The 17,720-nt window shown below is 74.6% G+C and carries 15 protein-coding genes; 7 read left to right on the top strand and 8 right to left on the bottom strand.

Going from position 1 to position 17,720, the window contains the following annotated elements; all coding sequences use genetic code 11:
* Positions 1 to 134: 134 nt before the first annotated feature.
* A complete protein-coding gene (locus tag A4V12_RS20605) occupies positions 135 to 1,247 on the top strand; it encodes a S1 family peptidase (RefSeq protein ID WP_079137187.1) in 1,113 nt (370 codons plus the stop codon).
* Between the two features lie 130 nt (positions 1,248 to 1,377).
* On the opposite strand, the gene A4V12_RS37620 is transcribed toward A4V12_RS20605, so the two are convergent.
* Complete coding sequence (locus tag A4V12_RS37620) at positions 1,378 to 1,554, bottom strand: hypothetical protein (RefSeq protein ID WP_159028905.1); 177 nt, start codon at positions 1,552 to 1,554, stop codon at positions 1,378 to 1,380.
* Between the two features lie 192 nt (positions 1,555 to 1,746).
* Here A4V12_RS37620 and A4V12_RS20600 point away from each other — a divergent pair, with 192 nt between their 5' ends.
* Both A4V12_RS20600 and A4V12_RS20595 read left to right on the top strand, forming a co-directional pair.
* Complete coding sequence (locus A4V12_RS20600; protein WP_079137186.1) at positions 1,747 to 3,000, top strand: DUF3419 family protein; 1,254 nt, start codon at positions 1,747 to 1,749, stop codon at positions 2,998 to 3,000.
* 14 nt (positions 3,001 to 3,014) lie between these two features.
* Complete coding sequence (locus A4V12_RS20595; protein WP_064070802.1) at positions 3,015 to 3,740, top strand: class I SAM-dependent methyltransferase; 726 nt, start codon at positions 3,015 to 3,017, stop codon at positions 3,738 to 3,740.
* Here the strand turns inward: A4V12_RS20595 and A4V12_RS39540 are convergent.
* The 4 genes from A4V12_RS39540 to A4V12_RS20575 all read right to left on the bottom strand — a co-directional run bounded on the left by A4V12_RS39540 (position 3,713) and on the right by A4V12_RS20575 (position 9,718).
* Entirely contained in the window at positions 3,713 to 5,941 is a 2,229-nt protein-coding gene (locus A4V12_RS39540) for an MMPL family transporter (protein ID WP_159028904.1), read from the bottom strand. The two genes, A4V12_RS20595 and A4V12_RS39540, sit on opposite strands and share 28 nt — an antisense overlap.
* Positions 5,942 to 6,116: 175 nt before the next feature.
* Complete coding sequence (locus A4V12_RS35370; RefSeq protein WP_079137185.1) at positions 6,117 to 7,697, bottom strand: glycosyltransferase; 1,581 nt, start codon at positions 7,695 to 7,697, stop codon at positions 6,117 to 6,119.
* Positions 7,698 to 8,519, bottom strand: coding sequence for a glycosyltransferase family 2 protein (locus A4V12_RS20580; RefSeq protein ID WP_064070800.1), 822 nt, complete (start codon positions 8,517 to 8,519; stop codon positions 7,698 to 7,700).
* 38 nt (positions 8,520 to 8,557) lie between these two features.
* A complete protein-coding gene (locus A4V12_RS20575; RefSeq protein WP_064070799.1) occupies positions 8,558 to 9,718 on the bottom strand; it encodes a hypothetical protein in 1,161 nt (386 codons plus the stop codon).
* Positions 9,719 to 10,054: 336 nt separating this feature from the next.
* On the opposite strand from A4V12_RS20575, the gene A4V12_RS20570 reads away from it, so the two are divergent.
* The 4 genes from A4V12_RS20570 to A4V12_RS20555 all read left to right on the top strand — a co-directional run bounded on the left by A4V12_RS20570 (position 10,055) and on the right by A4V12_RS20555 (position 13,329).
* The gene (locus A4V12_RS20570; RefSeq protein WP_064070798.1) at positions 10,055 to 10,735 is read left to right on the top strand and encodes an ATP-binding cassette domain-containing protein; all 681 of its coding nucleotides are present in this window, start codon (positions 10,055 to 10,057) and stop codon (positions 10,733 to 10,735) included.
* Positions 10,732 to 11,421 carry an ABC transporter permease gene (locus A4V12_RS20565; RefSeq protein WP_234372261.1) on the top strand — a complete coding sequence of 230 codons (690 nt, stop codon included), beginning with the start codon at positions 10,732 to 10,734 and terminating at the stop codon, positions 11,419 to 11,421. Before A4V12_RS20570 ends, A4V12_RS20565 begins: the two co-directional genes overlap by 4 nt.
* Positions 11,422 to 11,659: 238 nt before the next feature.
* Positions 11,660 to 12,472, top strand: coding sequence for a hypothetical protein (locus tag A4V12_RS20560; RefSeq protein WP_064070797.1), 813 nt, complete (start codon positions 11,660 to 11,662; stop codon positions 12,470 to 12,472).
* Positions 12,469 to 13,329, top strand: a complete 861-nt coding sequence (locus A4V12_RS20555) for a Moenomycin biosynthesis protein MoeN5 (RefSeq protein WP_079137184.1) — start codon at positions 12,469 to 12,471, stop codon at positions 13,327 to 13,329. The genes A4V12_RS20560 and A4V12_RS20555 overlap by 4 nt, the downstream gene beginning before the upstream one ends.
* Here the strand turns inward: A4V12_RS20555 and A4V12_RS20550 are convergent, their stop codons facing one another.
* From A4V12_RS20550 to A4V12_RS20540, 3 genes are read right to left on the bottom strand one after another with little or no spacing between them, the layout of a single operon-like run.
* Positions 13,330 to 14,916 carry a carbamoyltransferase C-terminal domain-containing protein gene (locus tag A4V12_RS20550; RefSeq protein ID WP_064070973.1) on the bottom strand — a complete coding sequence of 529 codons (1,587 nt, stop codon included), beginning with the start codon at positions 14,914 to 14,916 and terminating at the stop codon, positions 13,330 to 13,332. It abuts the gene before it with no gap.
* Positions 14,913 to 16,193, bottom strand: coding sequence for a glycosyltransferase (locus A4V12_RS20545; RefSeq protein WP_079137183.1), 1,281 nt, complete (start codon positions 16,191 to 16,193; stop codon positions 14,913 to 14,915). The genes A4V12_RS20550 and A4V12_RS20545 overlap by 4 nt, the downstream gene beginning before the upstream one ends.
* On the bottom strand, positions 16,183 to 17,715 hold the full coding sequence (locus A4V12_RS20540) for a B12-binding domain-containing radical SAM protein (RefSeq protein WP_064070796.1): 1,533 nt from the start codon (positions 17,713 to 17,715) through the stop codon (positions 16,183 to 16,185). The genes A4V12_RS20545 and A4V12_RS20540 overlap by 11 nt, the downstream gene beginning before the upstream one ends.
* Positions 17,716 to 17,720: the final 5 nt, after the last annotated feature.

The following is a 17,720-nucleotide window of genomic DNA, read 5'->3' as shown; positions in this document are numbered from 1 at the left end:
CGGCCGGACACGCACCGGCGAACCGCTCACCGCCCCGCTGAACACAACCGCCGCGCCGTCCGTACCAAGGGGCGGACGCGTCCCCCGGTCGCCGACGGCCACCGGAGTCCGAACCAGCAGCAGGAGCAGCGGAGTTGAGTCACAGGCGCATACCCAAGCGTAAAGCCGTCCTCGCAGGAGCCGGGGCGGTCGGCATTGCCGCGGCGGCGATCCTGCTGCCCAACGCCAATGCCTCCCAGTCCGGACCGGAACCCGGAAAGGTGACCGCCAAGACCCTGAGCGCCGCGTCCGCCGCGCAGGTGGCCAAGCAACTGGGCGCATCGCTCGGCGACTCCTACGGAGGGGCGTACTACGACACCGCGAAGCGTCAGCTCGTGGTCAACGTGGCCGACGCCGACGACGCGGAGAAGGCCCGGGTCGAACAGGCCGGCGCGGTCGCCCGCCCGGTGGACAACAGCACCGGCGAACTGACGTCCGCCACACGGACGCTGTCACAGAAGGCGGGCATCCCCGGGACCGCGTGGGCCGTCGACCCCAGGACGAACCAGGTCCTCGTCACCGCCGACCGCACGGTCACCGGCGACCGCTGGGACACCCTGGAGTCCGCGGTCGAGTCCCTGGGGCCGGGGATGGCCCGGATCCAGAAGTCCAAGGGCGAGTTCAAGCCCTTCGTCGACGGCGGCGACGCCATCTTCGGCGGCGGTTCCCGCTGCTCGCTGGGCTTCAACGTCACCACGCAGGACGGGCAGAACGCCTTCCTCACCGCCGGGCACTGCACCGCCGCCTCGCAGCAGTGGACCGATGAGAACGGCCAGACGCTCGGCTCCGTGCAGGAGAGCGTCTTCCCCGGCGAGGGCGACTTCGGCCTCGTCACCTACGACGACCCGAACGCCGAGGCCCCCAGCGTCGTCGACGTGGGCGGGGGGCAGAAGCTGGAGATCCGGCAGGCGGCCGAAGCGGCGGTCGGACAGCAGGTGTTCCGGATGGGCAGCACCACGGGGCTGCGGGACGGGCAGGTCACCGGCCTGAACGCCACCGTGAACTACCCCGAGGGCACCGTGACCGGGCTGATCCAGACCAACGTGTGCGCCGAGCCCGGTGACAGCGGCGGCTCCCTGTTCACCAGGGAGGGCGACGCCATCGGCCTCACGTCCGGCGGCAGCGGCAACTGCGACGTGGGCGGCGAGACGTTCTTCCAGCCCGTGACCACCGCCCTCGCCGCGGTCGGCGCCCGCATCGGCGGCTGACACCCGGCGGTCACCGCGCCCGGCGCCGCACCGGGCCGCGACTCCCGGCGCCCGCCCCGTGCCCTCACCCGGGGCGCCGGGGGCGGGGGCGGGGGGCGCGGCCCGGGCGTGCGGGCCCGCCGGGGCGGGACTACGCGCCGGGGATGAGGAGCAGGGGGGTCCAGCGCTTCTCCGGGGCACCCCCGCGCGCCACGGCCCGGCGGGGCGGGCGCTGCCGGCCGCGTACCAACAGGGTGAGCGCCGTCAGCGTCACGGCGGTGCCCACCAGGTGCAGGGGCGTCACGCCCGGCGGTCGCTGTCGTCCCACGGTGACCACTCCCTCGCTCGGTCCGCACCGGACAGGGTCCCCCGCCGGGCGCGCACGCGGGGCCCCGACCGCCCGCACGGTGCCGGAAACCGCCCGGCCGGCCCAGCGGATCACCACCCGCCGTTGGGCCGGCCGGGGGAATCCGGGTGTCTCCGCACGGGCCGGACCGCTCGATCCAGCATGGTGAGGGGCATGCCCTCGTACCCCTCCACCGACGTGACGCCGGTCGCCGCGCCCTCCCCGGCGCTGCCGGCCCCCCGCGCGGGCACCCCGTTGGCCGGGCGCATGTTCACCGCCCTGCACGACCGGAAACTGGTCTACAACGCCTGCTGGGAGGACCCGGCGCTCGACCGCGCGGCCCTCGGCATCCGGCCCGACGACCACGTCCTGGTCATCACCAGCGGCGGCTGCAACGCGCTGGACTACCTGCTCGCGGGAGCGGGCAGGGTGACGGCCGTCGACGTCAACCCGCGCCAGAACGCCCTGCTGGAACTGAAGGCGGCCGGAATCCGGCGCCTGACGCACGGCGAGTTCTTCGAACTGTTCGGGACCGGCCGCTCCGTACGGGCCCACGAGATGTACCGCGACGCGCTCCGCCCCGACCTGTCGCCCTTCGCCCGGCGCTACTGGGACGGCTACATCGAGGCCTTCGCCGGGCGGGGCTGGCGCAACTCCTTCTACTACCGGGGCACCTCCGGCCTCCTCGCCAAGGGCCTCATGCTCTTCCTGCGCCGCTTCCAGGGCCTCGGCCCGGACCTGGAGGAACTGCTGGCCGCGCCCACCCTCGCGCGGCAGCGGTACGTCTACGAGTCCCGGCTGCGCGACCGGCTCTGGTCGGCGGCCCGGCTCGGTGCCCAGCCGCTCGCCCTCAGCTTCGCCGGGGTGCCGCCCCAGCAGCGGCGCGAGATCACCGAGGAGTACCCCGGGGGCACGGTCCAGCTCATCCACGACGGGTTCGACGCGATCTTCGGCCGGCTGCCGCTCGCCGACAACTACTTCTGGCGCGCCTACATCACCGGCTCCTACACGCCCGCGTGCTGTCCCGAGTACCTCAAGGCCGCCCACTTCGACCGCCTGCGGGACGCCCTCCCGCGCCTGGACGTGCGCACCACGACCGTCACCGGATTCCTCACCGGGGCGGGGCCCCGGCCCGACGTCTCGAAGTTCGTGCTGCTGGACCACATGGACTGGATGGGCTGGCGCGACCAGGCCGCGCTGGCCGAGGAGTGGCAGGCCATCGTCGACGCGGCCCGCCCCGGCGCCCGCGTCATCTACCGCAGCGCCGGACTGCGCACCCGCTACCTCGATCCCGTGAGCGTCGTCCACGAGGGCCGGACGCGACGGCTGACGGAACTGCTGCACCGCCACCCGGAACTCGCCGCCCGCCTGCACGAACAGGACCGGGTGCACACCTACGGCAGCTTCCACATCGCCGACCTGCCCTGACCGAGGGAGCGTCCATGGGAATCCGGTCCGACCTGCGCACCATCCGCCACATGGCCTTCCCGCGCCTCACCGGCGCGACGCCCTTCGAGCGCATGGAGTCCTACTACCGCTCGACGGCCGGTGACTACGACGCCTTCCGCGAACGGCTCCTGCACGGCCGGCGCGACCTGATGGGCCTGCTGCCGGCCGCGCCGGGCGGCCACCTGGTCGAGATGGGGGCGGGCACCGGCAGCAACATCGCCCACCTCGACGAGCGGCGCCGCAAGGAGTTCGGCACCATCACCCTCGTCGACGTCTCCACCTCGATGCTGGAGGTCGCCCGCCGCCGCGTCGAACGGTCCGGCTGGGACAACGTCGAGACCGTGCTCGCGAGCGCCACGGACTACCGGCCCCGCGACGGCTTGGCCGACGTCGTGGTGTTCTCCTACGCGCTGACGATGATGCCCGACTGGTTCGCGGCCGTGGACCACGCCCGGTCCGTCCTGCGGCCCGGCGGGACGATCGCCGTCTGCGACTTCTACGTCGCGCGCAAGCACCCCGCCGGCGGCGCCCGCCACGCCGCGTGGCGCCGGCACCTGTGGCCGGCCTGGTTCAGCCACAACGACGTCTTCCTCTCCCCGGACCACCTGCCCTACCTCCGCGCCCGGTTCACCGCCGTCCACGTGCGCGAAAGCCTCTCGGCGGTGCCCTACCTGCCCGCCCGCGTGCCGTACTACCTCTTCATCGGCACCAGGGACTGACGGGCCGGCCGGAGCGCCGGCACCCACCAGTTGGCCCGGCCCAGCAGGGCCATCAGCGCGGGCGCCAGCAGCAGCCGGATCACCGTGGCGTCCACGAACACCGCCACCGCCAGCCCCACCCCCACCACCTTCAGCAACAGCAGACCGGACGAGGCCAGCGCGGCCATCACGACGATCACGACCAGCGCGGACGCCGTGAACAGCCCCGCCGTGCGCTGCACGGCCCGCGCCACCGCCTGGCGCGTGGAGGCGCCCGCCCCGTACTCCTCCACCGTCCGCGTCAGCAGCAGCACCTCGTAGTCCATGGACAGCCCGAACGCCACGCACAGCACCAGCACGGGTACGACGGTGTCCGTCACCCCCGTCGCCGAGAAGCCGCCCAGCCACCCGCTCAGGTGCCCCTCCTGGAACACCAGCACCATCACCCCGAACGTGGCGCTGAGGCTCAGCACATTGAGGACCAGCGCCTTCAACGGCAGCACCACGCTGCGCGTGCACCACCCCAGCAGCAGCAGCGTCACCACCGCGATCAGCGACAGCGCCGGCACCACCCCGGCCCGGACCGCGTCCCCCAGATCCGCGAGCCACGCCTGCGTGCCGCCCACCAGCGCGGGGACCGGCGCGGACACCGCCCGGACCGCCCGCGCCACCCGAGCACCCTCCGCCGTCTCCGGACCGACGTCGGTGACGACCGCCGCCCACACGCCCGCCGGCGACGCGTACCCGCTGTCCGGCGCCACCGGCCCCACCCGCCGGCCCTCCCGGTACGTACCCGTCGCGGTCTCCACCCGCGCCACGTGCTCCAGCCGCGCCAGCCGCCGGGCGTAGCCGTCCAGCGCGGGGGCGCCCGCCCGGGCGTCCAGGCCCGGCAGCGCCACCTGCACCGGATGCAGGGCGTGGTGGTCGAAGTCCCGACGCACCGTGTCCGTGGCCAGCCGCGTCGCCGAACCCGCCGGCAGCGCCCGGTCGTCGAACGTGCCGAACCGGGCACCCGCGAACGGCAGGACCAGCGCCGTCAGCAGCACGCCCAGCACCAGTACCACCGGCACCGGGCGGCGCATCACCCCGTGCGCGAGGCGGTACCAGCGGCCGCCGTCAGGGACGGCCCAGGGGCGCCGGCGGCGTACCGACAGCGCGTCGATCCGCGGGCCCAGCAGGAGCAGCGCGGCGGGCAGGGCGGTCACCGCGAGCAGCGCGCTCAGCGCCACCACCGCGATGCCGCCGTACGCCACGGACCGCAGCATGCCGAGCGGGAAGACCAGCAGCGCGGCGAGGCTGCCCATCACCGTCAGCGCCGAGCACACCACCGTACGGCCCGTGCTGCACACGGTGGCCACCAGCGCCTGGTGCACGGCCTCGCCCGGATCGCATGCGTCGCGGTACCGCGCCCGCTCCTCCCGGTAGCGGGCCAGCATGAACAGGCCGAAGTCGACCGCCAGCGCGAACCCGAGCGCGGTGGTGAGGTTGAGCGCGATCACCGACACCGTCGTCAGGTGGGACAGCCCGCTCAGGAACGCGACGGCGCCCACCACCGCGCAGACCCCGACCAGCAGGGCGAGCGCGGCCGCGACGACGCCGCCGAAGACGACGACGAGGACGGCCGCCGTCAGCGGCGCCGCCAGCAGTTCCGTACGGTGCAGGTCCAGCCGGCTCTGCCGTTCGATGGCCAGCCCCACCGGCGTCGGCCCGGTGGCGGCGACCGACAGCGGGCCGTGACGGCCGGTCAGCTCGCGCAGCAGCGGCTCGACGTCCCGGTGCGCCGTCGCCTCACTGCTCGCCACCCGCAGCAGCACCAGCGCCGACCGTCCGTCCCCGGCGCGCAGCGCGGCGGGACGCCCCGTCCAGTACGACCGCACCCCCACCACTCTGGGCAGCCCGCGCGCCCGCTCGGCGAGCCGCGTCCCGGCGCGCACCGCCGCCGGGTCGTCCACCGAACCGCCCCCGCGCGCCGTGGCCACCAGCGTCACCGTCGGGCTGCCGCCGCGGAACGCGGTGGACAGCGTGTGCTCGGCGCGCGCCCACTCGGAGCCCGGGGGCGTCGTACCGCCGTGGTGCAGCTTCCCGGTCACCCCCACCGCCGCCACCGCGGCGACCAGCAGCGCGCAGCCGGTCAGCGCCAGCGTACGGACGGGGAAGCGCAGGACCAGTGCGGCGAGGGCGCCCAGCGGGTCGCCGGACGGCAGACCCGGGCGCCGTTTCACGATCCCGGACCGCACATCTGTCTCCTGACGCCTTCGCCCCGCCGTCCCCGGGCCGGACTCGGACTCCTCAACCTTCCACACGTGCCGCCGGTGCGTGCGGCGCGACCCGTCGGGTGTACTCGGACGGCGGAAGCACGGTTCGGACGCCGTCCGGCCGGGGGTCGGACCACGGGCGTCAGGGGTACAGCACGCCCTGCCGCACACTGCCCGCCAGAAAGCCCGCGAGGCGCGCCGCGTACCGGACCCAGCGCCGCCGCAGCCGCCGGGAGCGCACCAGGTCCGGCAGGCGGACCAGGAGGAGCAGCCAGTTCGCGGCCGCGACGGACGAGCGGCGGCGGGCGAAGCCGGCGTGCCGGTAACGGGCGTAGAGACGGGCGCCGGAAAGCCCGTAGTTCCACTTCTGGCGGGCCAGGGCGGCCAGCCCCTCCCGCAGCCGGTAGTGCATCAGCGCGTCGGGGGCGTACGCGAGCCGGTACCCGCACAGCTGGGCCCGCCAGGACAGGTCCATGTCCTCGCCGCCGCCCCGGTACGACTCGTCCCAGCCGCCCACGGTCACCAGGACGTCCCGCCACGCGGCACAGTTGGCGCCGCGGGCGAAGGGCAGGAAGTCGCCCTGCTCGGTCAGCGGCACCGGCTGTTCGTCGGCGTACGCGGGGGAGAGCAGCCCGACGTCCAGCGCCCCGCCCACCAGGTCCGCCCCGCCGGCCGCCGCCACCAGGCCCGCGAGCCAGCCGGGGGCCGCCACGTCGTCGGCGTCGCAGAAGGCCACGAAGTCCCCCCGCGCGGCGGCGACACCGGTGTTGCGGGCGTACGCCTCGCCCGGCCGCCCGCCGGCGTCCACGATCCGCAGGCCCGGCAGCCACGCCCGGGCCCGCCCGGCCACGTCCCGCGTGCCGTCGGCGGAGCCGTTGTCGACCACCAGGACCTCCACCGCGCCGGTGTACGTCTGCTCCGCCAGCGCCCGCAGCTGCGCGGGCAGCGTCGCCGCGCCGTCGCGGACCGGGACGACCACCGACACCAGCGCGGGCCGGGCCGGGCGGCGCCCGGGCGCCGTGGACCCGGCGGAAGGGGCGGCCGGGGCCCCGCCGTGCGGTGCCTGCCGCACCAGCAGCCGCGGCACGGCGACGCACCCGGCCGGCTGGGCGGCGGGCGTCGTCAGCAGGTCGCGCCGCACCGCGCACGGAGCGTCGTCGCCCGCGCCCGCGGAACCGCCCGCCACCGGGCCGCCCGCCACGCCGGGCCCGTCCCCAGGGAGGCCCGCGCCGGACAGGAGGGCGTCCCAGGGGGCGGTCGGCCCCGCGCCCCCGGACCGGACGCCCGCGCGCCCGGCGCGTCCTGTGCCTCCCGATCCCACGCGCCCGTTCGGGCCCGGCCCCGGGATCAGCACGCCGCCCACGACCCCGTCCGGCCGGATCCGCACCGCGCCGTACCGCACCACCCCGGCCCGCCCGGGGCCGCCCGCGGCGCTGCACGCGGTCACCACCGCCTCCACCCAGCCCGGCAGCGCCTCGTCGTGCCCGCCCAGACAGGCCACGAAGTCGGCCGGTGTCCGCAGCGCCTCCCGCCGGCACACGGCCGCGGCGGCGGCCGGCAGGCAGTGGGCCACCCGCACCCGCGCGTCGGCCGGCGGCCGGCCCGCCACCCAGGTGACCACCGTGATCGAGACCGGCGGCACGGTCTGGGCGAGCAGACCGCGCACCGCCCGGTCCCACTCCCCGTCGGGCGAGAGGACGACGACCCCCAGCGTCGGCGTCATCTACGCGAGGTCCACCGGGTCGAGGGTGAAGTCGACGTCGTTCGGCGGCGCGATCAGCAGCGGCAGCAGTTCCGCCCGGGACCCGGCCCGGCGCCGCTCCTCCTCCCGGCGCCGCAGGGACTCCGTGTAGGCCCGCCGGGCGTCGGAGCCGAACCCGGTCTCCGGCGCCTGGGTCAGCGAGTCGGGCCAGACGCGGTACCGGTACAGCACCCGCCCCACGTTCCGCAGCCGGTACAGCCGCGCCGCCCGCAGGTGGAAGTCGGTGTCGGCACCCAGCCGGGCCGTCCCGTCGAAACCCCCGAGCCGCCGGAGCACCTCGCCGCGCACCACCGTCGACGGGTGCAGCGCCACGGTCGACCGGCCCAGCCGCATCCAGAGGTTGGCGTTGCGGGGCATCCGGCGGCGGCCGGTGACCCGGCCGGTGGCGTCGATGCACTCGTACCCGCAGCCCACGAGGTCCGCGCGGCCCCGTTCGAGCAGGGCGATCTGGTGCCGGAAGCGGCCGGGCAGGCTGATGTCGTCGGAGTCCTGGAAGCCGACGTAGGGGCTGCGCACGTGTTCCAGCACGGCGTTCTTGATGCGCAGATGGCCCACGTTGCGGGAGGTGCGCAGCACCACCAGGCGGGGGTCGTCCGCGAACGGGCGCAGGGCGGCCGACCAGGCGTCGCCCGGCGAGCAGTCGTCCACCACCACCAGGGTCAGGTCGCGGAAGTCCTGGCCGAGGACGGACCCGGCGGCCTGGCCGAGGTAGGCCGCGCAGTCGTAGTGCGGAAGGATGACGGTCAGGGCGGTCGCCCTCGTGTTCTCAGCCGGTGCCCACACCGCGGCTCCCCTCTCGGTCGTGAGTGCGTCCCGGAGCGTCAGGCCCGGGCCGGTCGTACCGTGGCCGGCCTGCGGAAGGCGCCCTCGTCCCCCCAGGCCACCGAGCGCAGCGGACGGTGCGTCAGGCCGCGCACCACCAGGCCGGAGGCGACGGCGCAGAACCAGCCGAAGTGCACGGCCTTGACGGCCCACCGCAACGCCCCGCGCGCCGGGCCGCGCCGGGCGTCCCACGGCGCCAGCGGCCACAGGCCGTGGAACAGCACGTCCCGGAAGTACCGGACGGCCGTCGCCCTCGGGTAGTCGGCCATGCACGTCACATGGCTGTACAGGGAACGGCGCAGCCGGCGCAGCGTGTCACGGGCCCCGCCCACCCGGTAGGTGCGGCAGTACGCGTCGGGCAGCACCTCCAGGTCGCGCAACGGGTCGCCCGCCGCCGGGTCGAGCAGCTCGAACAGCACGAAACCGTCGTCGGCCAGCCGGCGCGGCGGGATCCCGCCGGCGACCACCGCGGTCTCCACGAGCATGCAGCCCGCCACCGGACAGGCGCCCGGCGGCACGGTGCAGCCGGAGACCCGGTCCATCACCTGCGACGAGGGCGTCGACCGCGGCAGCGCCACCAGCCGGGCGCCGACCGCCCCGGTGCAGCCGCGCGCCAGGAACCGGGTCACGATCCGGGACAGGCACCGCGGGCCCAGCTCCACGTCGTCGTCGATCCACAGCCAGCCCGCGTAGCCCCGGTCGAGGCCGGCCCGCACCGCCGCGTTCACGGTGCGGAGCTTGCCCGGGCCGGGCAGCGCCAGCCCGGCGAACGCCACCGCGGGCGGGGCCACGGACGTGGCCGGACCGGTGCCCCGCCGCGCGGCCCCGGCCAGCCCGCGCAGCCGCCGCACCGCCTCCTCGTACTCTCCCTGCCCGTACTGCATCCCCACCCACAGGGTCAGCGGCAGGTCCGGGTGCGCGGCGCGCACCTCGGCGAGCGCCTCGCGCACGTGCGCGGTCATGGCGGCGTGTTCCTCCTCACCGCACCGGGACACATAGGTCGGCAGCAGGACGCCGAGCCCGCCGGTGGGCAGCGAGTCCGGCCGCTCGCCCGGCGGCAGGACGAACGTGACCGGTGGGCGCACCTCGGGACCCGGGTCGAACCCCCGGGCCACGGCACGCTGCAACCGGGTCCGTCCGTCGTGGGTGCCCGCGCGCATCCATGCCCTCCGCCCGGCCGGTCGGTCCGGAAAAAGCAGCGAACCGTGTAGAAATCGCAGAACAATTGGGTGGCGCCGGTCCGGGAGGCTAGCCAATTCCGCCGAATGATCACAAGGCGGCCTTCCCCGACTTCCCGAGGAATGGCCGGAATTGACGTCCTGGCGTCCTTGCGCCGTTATGGCGGAAAGTCACGGTGCCGATGGCCGGGCGTGGTAAAAAGGCGACCGTTCCCCAGGCGCCGCACGACAGGATCACCGCACGCAGACCGCGCCCCACCCCGTGACCGTCCGGCGGACCGCCCACCGACACCACCACACCCGAGGGGTGACGTACGCATGGTGTATCCCGCGAGTACGCGACCGGCACAAGGGCTGGGGGAGACCCCCGGCGACGACGGAGCGCCCGTCCTGCTCCACGCCCAGGGCATCGTGAAGAGCTACCGCCGCCGCCGCGTCCTGAACGGCGTCGACCTGACCGTCCGCTCCGGAGAGGTGGCGGCGATCGTGGGCAGCAACGGCGCCGGCAAGTCCACCATGCTCAAGATCTGCGCCGGACTCGCCTCCCCCGACCGGGGCCGCGTGTCCGTGCGGGGCCGGCTCGGCTACTGCCCGCAGGACGTCGGCGTCCTGGACTTCCTCACCCCCGGCGAGCACTTCACCCTCTTCGGCGCCGGCCGCGGCCTGCGGCCCGCCGCCGCCTCCCGGCGCGGCCGCGAACTGGCCCGCACCCTCGACTGGTCCGTCGGCCGGCGCACGCTCGCCAAGGACCTCTCCGGCGGCACCCGCCAGAAGCTCAACGTGGTCCTGGCCGCGCTCGGCGACCCCGACGTGCTGCTGCTGGACGAGCCGTACCAGGGCTTCGACCGCGGCTCCTACCTCGACTTCTGGAAGAACGTGTGGGACTGGCGGGAGGAGGGCAAGGCGGTCGTCGTCGTCACCCACATGCTGAGCCGGCTCGACCGCGTGGACCAGGTCCTCGACCTCAGCCCCCGCACCGGCACGGAGGCCACCCTGTGAGCCCGACGTTCCGCACCCTCCGCATGGCGCAGGCGACCCTGCGCGAACTCACGCGCCGGCGCGGCGTCCTCGGACTGCTGCTCCTCGTACCGCTCGTCTTCTACCTGGGCCGGCACGACGAGCCGGGCCAGGCCATCCGGTTCGCCAGCCTCGGCCTGGGCTTCGCCGTCAGCGCCGCCGCCCTGTTCTCCTCCGTCGGCGGCCGCGAGATCGAGCCACGTCTCGCCCTGGGCGGCTTCAGGCCCCGCCACCTCCACCTCGGCCGCAGCCTCGCCCTCGTCGGCGCGGGCCTCGCCGTCTCCGCGCTCTACGCCCTGCTGATCGCCCTCGACCAGGACGTGCGCCACCTCGGGGCCGTGGTGCTGGAACTGGCCCTCACCACGCTCGTCGCCGTGCCCCTGGGCCTCCTCCTGGGGCTGGCCGTGCCCCGCGACATGGAGGGCACCCTGCTGCTCATCTCCGTCATCGGCGCCCAGATGGTCATGGACCCGGCCAAGGACTCGGCGCGCGCCCTGCCGTTCTGGTCCACCAGGGAGATCATCACGTACGCGGTCGACGGCGCGGGCGCCGGGTCCCTCGCCCCCGGCGTCGCGCACGCGGCCGTGACCGCCGCGCTCCTGATGGCGGCGAGCTGCGCCGTCCAGGCGGTACGGCTGAGGCGCCGCGCCCACATGCAATTCGGCTGACCGGCCCCCGAATAGCTTGGTTGAATTTCCCCTCTACCTCGGTCAAACGAACGACTGTAGAGTGAACTCCGCGTGCTCGGGGCCCGATTAAAGCTGCCGGTCGGCCGGAATGCCGAAAGCGACCCGGCGAACGAACCGGAATTCCTGATTTCCGGGCGCTTCGTGCTGCCGGAAAGTTCCGCCCCCCGGTTTCCGGGCGCCCCGCCGCACGCCCATCGAGACGAGAGGGGAGCGCTCCATGGATCCGTTGTCCGACCTCGCACTTCCGGCACGGCACGTACTCACCCGCCTCCGCGACCGGCGGTCCGGACCGGTGCACATCATCGACCCCTTCAAGGTGCCGCCGTCCGAAGCGGTGGAGAAGGCGCGGGCCCTGGACGACCTGGGCTTCCCCTTCGTCATCCTCGCCAGCACCGACTACGAGTCGTTCGAGACCCGCATGCCGCCCTACGTGGCCCGCATCAAAGCGGCCACGTCCTTACCGGTCCTGCTGCACTTCCCGCCCCGCAAGGGCACCGGCTTCCCGCTGACCCCAGGGGCCGACGCGGTGATCCTGCCCGCCCTGCTCGGCTCCCAGGACGACTACTTCGTCTGGAAGAGCTTCCTGGAGACCCTGCTCACCATGCCCGGCCGGCTCGACCGCGAACAGTGGCCCGAGCTCCTGCTCACCGTCGCCCTCACCTTCGGCGAGGACCGCAGGACCGGCGACCTGCTCGACACCGTGCCCGTGGGCACCCGCACCGACCGGCTCGACCGGCACATCGACGTCGCCGTCTCCTTCGGCTTCCACATGGTGTACCTCTACTCCCGCCACTCCCACGTGCCGCCCGACGTCGTCCGCCACTTCCGGGACCGGCTCCACCCCGACCAGATCCTCTTCGTCAGCGGCAACGTCCGCTCACGGGACCGGGTCACGGCCTACCTCGACGCGGGCGCCGACTACGTCGGCTTCGCCGGGGCACTGGAGGACGACGACTGGCGCACCACGCTGGAGGCGCTCGCCGCCGCCCGCCCGGGCCTGGTCCCGCACATACGGGGGGCCCGGCCGTGAACGGCGCCCACAGAGCCCCGCTCACCGAGGAGTACACCGCCGCCATGCTCGCGACCGAGGCGGCCAACCGCGACCGGGTGACCGCCTTCGTGGCCGCGGGCGGCGGCTCGGACGACCTCGTCGCCCATGTCGCCGCCCTCCGCCTCTACCTGCGGGTCCCGCACTTCCTCACCGAATGGATCACCGACCGGGCGGTGCGTTCCGAGACGGCGTCCGCCCTCGCCCTCGACATCGTCGCCATGAAACTCGTCGACGACCTCATGGACGACGACAGCGGCCTCGACCGCGTCGAACTCGCCTGCCTCGCCCTCCACCTGCACCTGACCGCCCTGCGTGAACTGTGCCGCCTCAGCCGCGACGCCCAGGCCGTCACCGACCTCCTGCACCGCGACTTCACCACCATCTGCACCGGGCAGATACGCACCAAGAAGCACCGCGCCCGCACCCTCGACGAATGGCGCACCCACGCCCGGACGTACGGCGCGACGTTCCTCGGCTGCTACGGCTCCCTCGCCGCGCTCGCCGGCCGGCTGCCCGGCGCCCAGGCGCCCGCCCGCGCCTTCGCCGAGGCGTTCGGCACCGTCATCACCATCGCCGACGACCTCACCGACTACGCCCGCGACGGCGAACGGGACGGCAACCTCGGCCACCTGCTGCGCACCCGGGCCGTCACCGGCGGACAGGTCGTCAGCCTGCTGGAGCGCCTGCGCGCCCGCGCCCACGCGGCCGTACGGGAACAGCCGGCCTCCCGGGCCCTCGGCCCGGTCGTTGACCTCTACACCGACGACGTGCTCGACCGGCTGGTCCCGCCGCACGTGCCGCTCCCGCCCGGCCCCTCCACCGCGGCGACGGCGTGATCAGCCGCGCCGCCGCGCCATCACGTCGTCCATGACGAACAGGTCGACCCCACAGCCGGCGAAGTCGTCGAGCACGTCGCCGGCCGTGTGGGCGATCGCCCTGCCCGGGCCGTTGAGCGAGGTGTTGATCAGCGCCGGGGTGCCGCTCAGCGCCTCGAACTCGGCCAGCAGGGCGTGCAGCCGCGACTCCTCCGGGCCGAGGGTCTGGATCCGGCACGTCCCGTTCACATGGCGGGCCTCCGGAGCGACGCCCTCGGGGACGTCGTACTCGAACAGCATGTACGGCGAGCCGTACTGCCCCGGGTACAGCTCCGCGAACCGCTCGCCGCGCATCACGGCGCCCAGCGGCCGGTACCACTCGCGCTGCTTCAGCTCCTCGCTCATCCGCTTGCGCATCCCCGGCACCGCCGGACTGCCCAGCAGCGACCGGTGCCCCAGCGCCCGGGGGCCGAGCTCCGCCGCGCCCTGCAACAGCGCGACGACGCCGCCCCCGGCCAGCGTCCCGGCCACCGCGGCCCGGTCGTACGGAACCGGCTCCAGACCCGCGCCGGCCAGCGCCCGCAGCGCCGCCTCCCGGGACTCGCCGGCCCCGTTGGCGTACACGCCCAGCGGCGCCACGTCCTGGCCCGCCAGGTACCTCAGGGCGTAGATCCCCGGCCCCGCGAGGTGCCCGGCGTCACCGCACGCCGGCGGCACCGCGACGTCCCGGCCGAAGCGGCGCCGCAGCTCCGAGTTGGCCACGATGTTCAGTGCGCACCCGCCGCCCAGGGCGAGCGGGCCCCAACCGGCCCCCGTCCGTGTGACATGACGGCTCAGCAGCTCGTACACCGTCTCCGTGAACAGCTCCTGGAAGGACGCCACCACCCGCGCCATCGTCCCGAAGTCCCGGCCGAACTCGGGCCGCGCGGCCAGCTCGGCCCGCACCCGCTCGGCCACCGCCAAGTCGTCCATCACCCGCCGGTCGACCGCCAGCAGGGCGTCCCGCACCCGGGCGCTCGGCTCCCCGTACCCGCCCAGCGCCATCACCTTCCCCGCGACGCTCGGGCTCTTGCCGAACCCCAGCAGGTGACCGATCGCGGTCCACCCGAAACCGTTGCCGTACCAGGGCAGCGGATCCTTCTCCACCCACTCCAGGCGCCCGCCCGCCACCCTGAACAGCGAACTGCGGCTCACCTGGCCGCGCCCCTCGTTGACGAGCACCACCGTGCCGTCCTCGTGGCCCGCGTAGTGCGCGGCGAGGGCCGCGTGCGACACCTCGTGCGTGACCACCACGCAGTCCACGGTGCGCCCCAGCAGCTCGCACGTCGTGCGGTGGTGCGTGGCGCCCGCGGCCACCCGCTCCATCGCCACGTCCAGGTCCGGAATGCCCAGCAGCGCGCCGCGCACCGGGGTGGACACCGCCACCAGGTCGATCCCGCCCGCGTCCACGCACTCCTGGGCCAGCACGTGCCGCAGCGCGACGTCGGCCCGGTGGTCGTGCTTGGTGCGGGTGAGCCGCTCGGTCTCCACCGCGAACCGCAAGCGCCCGTCCTCGAAGTAGCCGACACCCGTGTCGTGTCCGGCGGAGTGGAGTGACAGGACCTTCATCGGCTCTCCTCGGGTGCGGGTGCGGGTGCGGGTGCGGGTGCGGGTGCGGGTGCGGACGCGGACGCGGGGGCCGGATTGCGGACGGTGGAGTACGCGGCCCACCGCACCTCGCGCAGGGGCCGGCGCACCAGCCCGCGCACGTACAGCTCCGTGCCCACCCCGCAGAACCAGCAGAAGTAGAGCCACTTGATCGCCGCCTCGGCGATCCCGTGGCGCACGCCCTTCGCGCGGTGGAAGCCGGTCAGCGGCCACATGCCGCCGAACAGGACGTGCCGGAAGTAGTGACGGGCGACCGGCAGCGGCCAGTCGGCCAGGTCGATCAGGTGGTTGAGCAGCAGCCGGCGGATCCGGCGGCGCGTCTCACCGGCCGGGCCGGCCACGACGTAGTGGCAGCGCGCCTCCGGCACCAGCCGCAGGTACCGCAGCGGGTCGGGCAGCCGGGGGTCCAGCAGCCGGAAGCACACGTAGCCGTCGTCCGACACGTACCGGTCCGGCATGCCCCCGGCCATCACCTCGGTCGCCACCAGGATGCAGCAGCCGTGCGGATAGTCGGTGGCGGGCGCGGCCACCGCCTTCGCCCGGGCGAGCGTGCGGGAGGTGGCGTACGCGGCCGTGTGCGGGACCTTCGTCGCGCCCACCGCGCCCCGGCAGCCGCCCGCCACGAAGGCCCCCACCAGGTGGGCCAGGCAGTCCGGCTCCAGCGTCACGTCGTCGTCGAACCAGCCGACCCCCGCGCACCCCAGCAGTTCCGCCACCGCCACGGCGGCGTTGAGGGTCCTGGGCTTGCCCGGCCCGCGCAGCGACAGACCGCACACCCGCACGCCCGGCTCCCGCTCCGCCGCACGCCGCAGCAGTGCCTCCAGCCGCAGCAGGGCCTCCTTCTCCTGTGCCGCGTCCCGCCACTGCATGCCCACGAAGAGCAGCACCCCGACGTCCGGGTGCGCGCGCACCGCCTCCGCGACCCGGTCCAGCAGGGCGTCGAGCCGCTCCGCCTGCTCCGCGAGGGTGCCCCGCCCCACGTAGGTCGGCGCGACCAGTGCCACGGCCGTCCCGCTGGGGCGGGCCGGGCGCAGCGCGTCGGCCGCCTCCCGGGCTCCGCGCGGCTCGGGCCGGCCGTCGAGCACGTACCGCACGGGGGTCGACCAGGTGGTGCCGGGGCGGTACCCGCGCGAGACGGTGGCGCGCAGGTGCCCGAGCGGGAACGGCTCCGGCGCACCGGCCGGGCCGGGGCGCACCGGCCGGTTGAGCCGCACCGGTGCCGCCCGTTCAGAAGTCACGGTCGGTGTTGGAGGTGGAGCGGGCCAGGCTGCGCAGTCCGTCCAGGGTGTTGCGCCACTGACCGGTCTCGGCCATGTGCGACAGCAGCGGCCGGGCCATCTCGCGGCGCAGGAAGAACTTCCGGTACGCGATCTGGGCGCGCTGCTGGGCGTCCGGCACCAGGTAGCCGATCCGCTGGTCGAACTCGCCGCGCACGAACCGGTCCCAGTAGTCGGCCGGGATGCGCCCCGCGGCCACCGACTCGGTGTGCAGCGGCGTACCGGGCAGGGGCGTCGCGGTGTAGAAGCTCGCGTAGTCCAGCGGGATCCGGCAGGCCAGGTCCAGCGTGCGGCGGAACTGCTCGCGCGTCTCGTCGAGCCAGCCCACGATGAAGTAGCCGAAGCCCTTGATCCCCGCCTCGTGGGCGTCGGTCACGGCCCGTTCGATCTTGCCGATGTCGCTCTCCTTTCGCATCCGCCGCAGGATCTCCGGGTCCCCGTGCTCGATGCCGAACCTCAGCCGTACGCAGCCGGCGCCGGCCATCGCCTCCAGCAGCTTCACCGGCACCAGGTCCACCCGGGTCGGCGCCTCCCAGCGGACCTTCAGCCCCGTCTCGCCGATGAGTTCGCAGATCTCCCGCACCCGGCCGCGGTGCAGGGTGAACACGTCGTCGTAGAACATGATCTCCTTGACGCCCCAGCGCTTCTTCAGCTCGGCCATCTCGCCGACGACGTCCTCGGGCGTCCGGTACATCGACTTCTTGTCCACCGCCTGCTTGAAGCAGAAACTGCACTTGAAGGGGCACCCGCGGCTGGAGATCATCGTCGCGAACGGGCGCGGCGCCATGATGGAGAAGTAGTTGCGCATGGGCAGCCCCCCGCGCTCCGGCCAGCCCACGTCCTCCAGGTTCACCATGGGCGCGGCGCCGCCGTCCCACTCGCGGCTCACCAGGCCCCGGATACCGGTGGGCTCCTCGCCCTGCTCCAGCGCCTCCGCGAGCTCCGGCATGATCGTGACGCCCTCGCCCACGCCGACGTAGTCGATGCTCTTGTGGAAGAGGTTCTCCCGGGCGTACACCTCGGTGTGCGGGCCGCCGAGGATGACCTTCGCGCCGGTGCTCTTGGCCGCCTCGCACGCCTCGACGGCGCCCGGCAGTCCCGGCGTCGTGGTGCTCACGCCCACCAGGTCGGGCCGGAAGTCGGCGAGCAGCGCGCGCAGCCCCTCGCTGTCCAGGCCGAGCGCGGGGGTGTCGATCTGGACGACGTCCTGGAACCCGGCCGCCTTGAGCGCCGTGTGGATGTAGCCGAGGCCCAGGTGCGGCAGCACACCGGCGCGCTTCTGGATCTGGGTGATCTGACGGGTGTTCAGGCACAGGTCGTGATGGCGCACGAGCGCGATCCGCAGTTTCCGCCTGCGCCAGCGCGGCAGGGCCGGCCGGGCGCCCGCCGCGGCGGTGGTGCCCGCGGGCGCGGCCGGCGAGCAGCCGCCCCCGCCGGTCCCGGGCGGCTCGCCCGTGCTGATCAGGGGCAGTGACTTCCGCATGGTTC

This window comes from Streptomyces noursei (assembly GCF_001646665.1).
Lineage (GTDB): Bacteria > Actinomycetota > Actinomycetes > Streptomycetales > Streptomycetaceae > Streptomyces > Streptomyces lavendulocolor.
The sequence above is the reverse complement of the archived record's forward strand: the minus strand, read 5'-3'. Positions and strand labels throughout refer to the sequence as shown.

Excerpts from the sequence above, each read along its gene's own strand:
- A4V12_RS20540 (WP_064070796.1), bottom strand. The coding sequence starts at position 17,715 with ATGCGGAAGTCACTGCCCCTGATCAGCACGGGCGAGCCGCCCGGGACC.
- A4V12_RS20595 (WP_064070802.1), top strand. The coding sequence starts at position 3,015 with ATGGGAATCCGGTCCGACCTGCGCACCATCCGCCACATGGCCTTCCCG.
- A4V12_RS20560 (WP_064070797.1), top strand. The coding sequence starts at position 11,660 with ATGGATCCGTTGTCCGACCTCGCACTTCCGGCACGGCACGTACTCACC.
- A4V12_RS20575 (WP_064070799.1), bottom strand. The coding sequence starts at position 9,718 with ATGCGCGCGGGCACCCACGACGGACGGACCCGGTTGCAGCGTGCCGTG.
- A4V12_RS35370 (WP_079137185.1), bottom strand. The coding sequence starts at position 7,697 with ATGACGCCGACGCTGGGGGTCGTCGTCCTCTCGCCCGACGGGGAGTGG.
- A4V12_RS20600 (WP_079137186.1), top strand. The coding sequence starts at position 1,747 with ATGCCCTCGTACCCCTCCACCGACGTGACGCCGGTCGCCGCGCCCTCC.
- A4V12_RS20570 (WP_064070798.1), top strand. The coding sequence starts at position 10,055 with ATGGTGTATCCCGCGAGTACGCGACCGGCACAAGGGCTGGGGGAGACC.
- A4V12_RS20550 (WP_064070973.1), bottom strand. The coding sequence starts at position 14,916 with ATGAAGGTCCTGTCACTCCACTCCGCCGGACACGACACGGGTGTCGGC.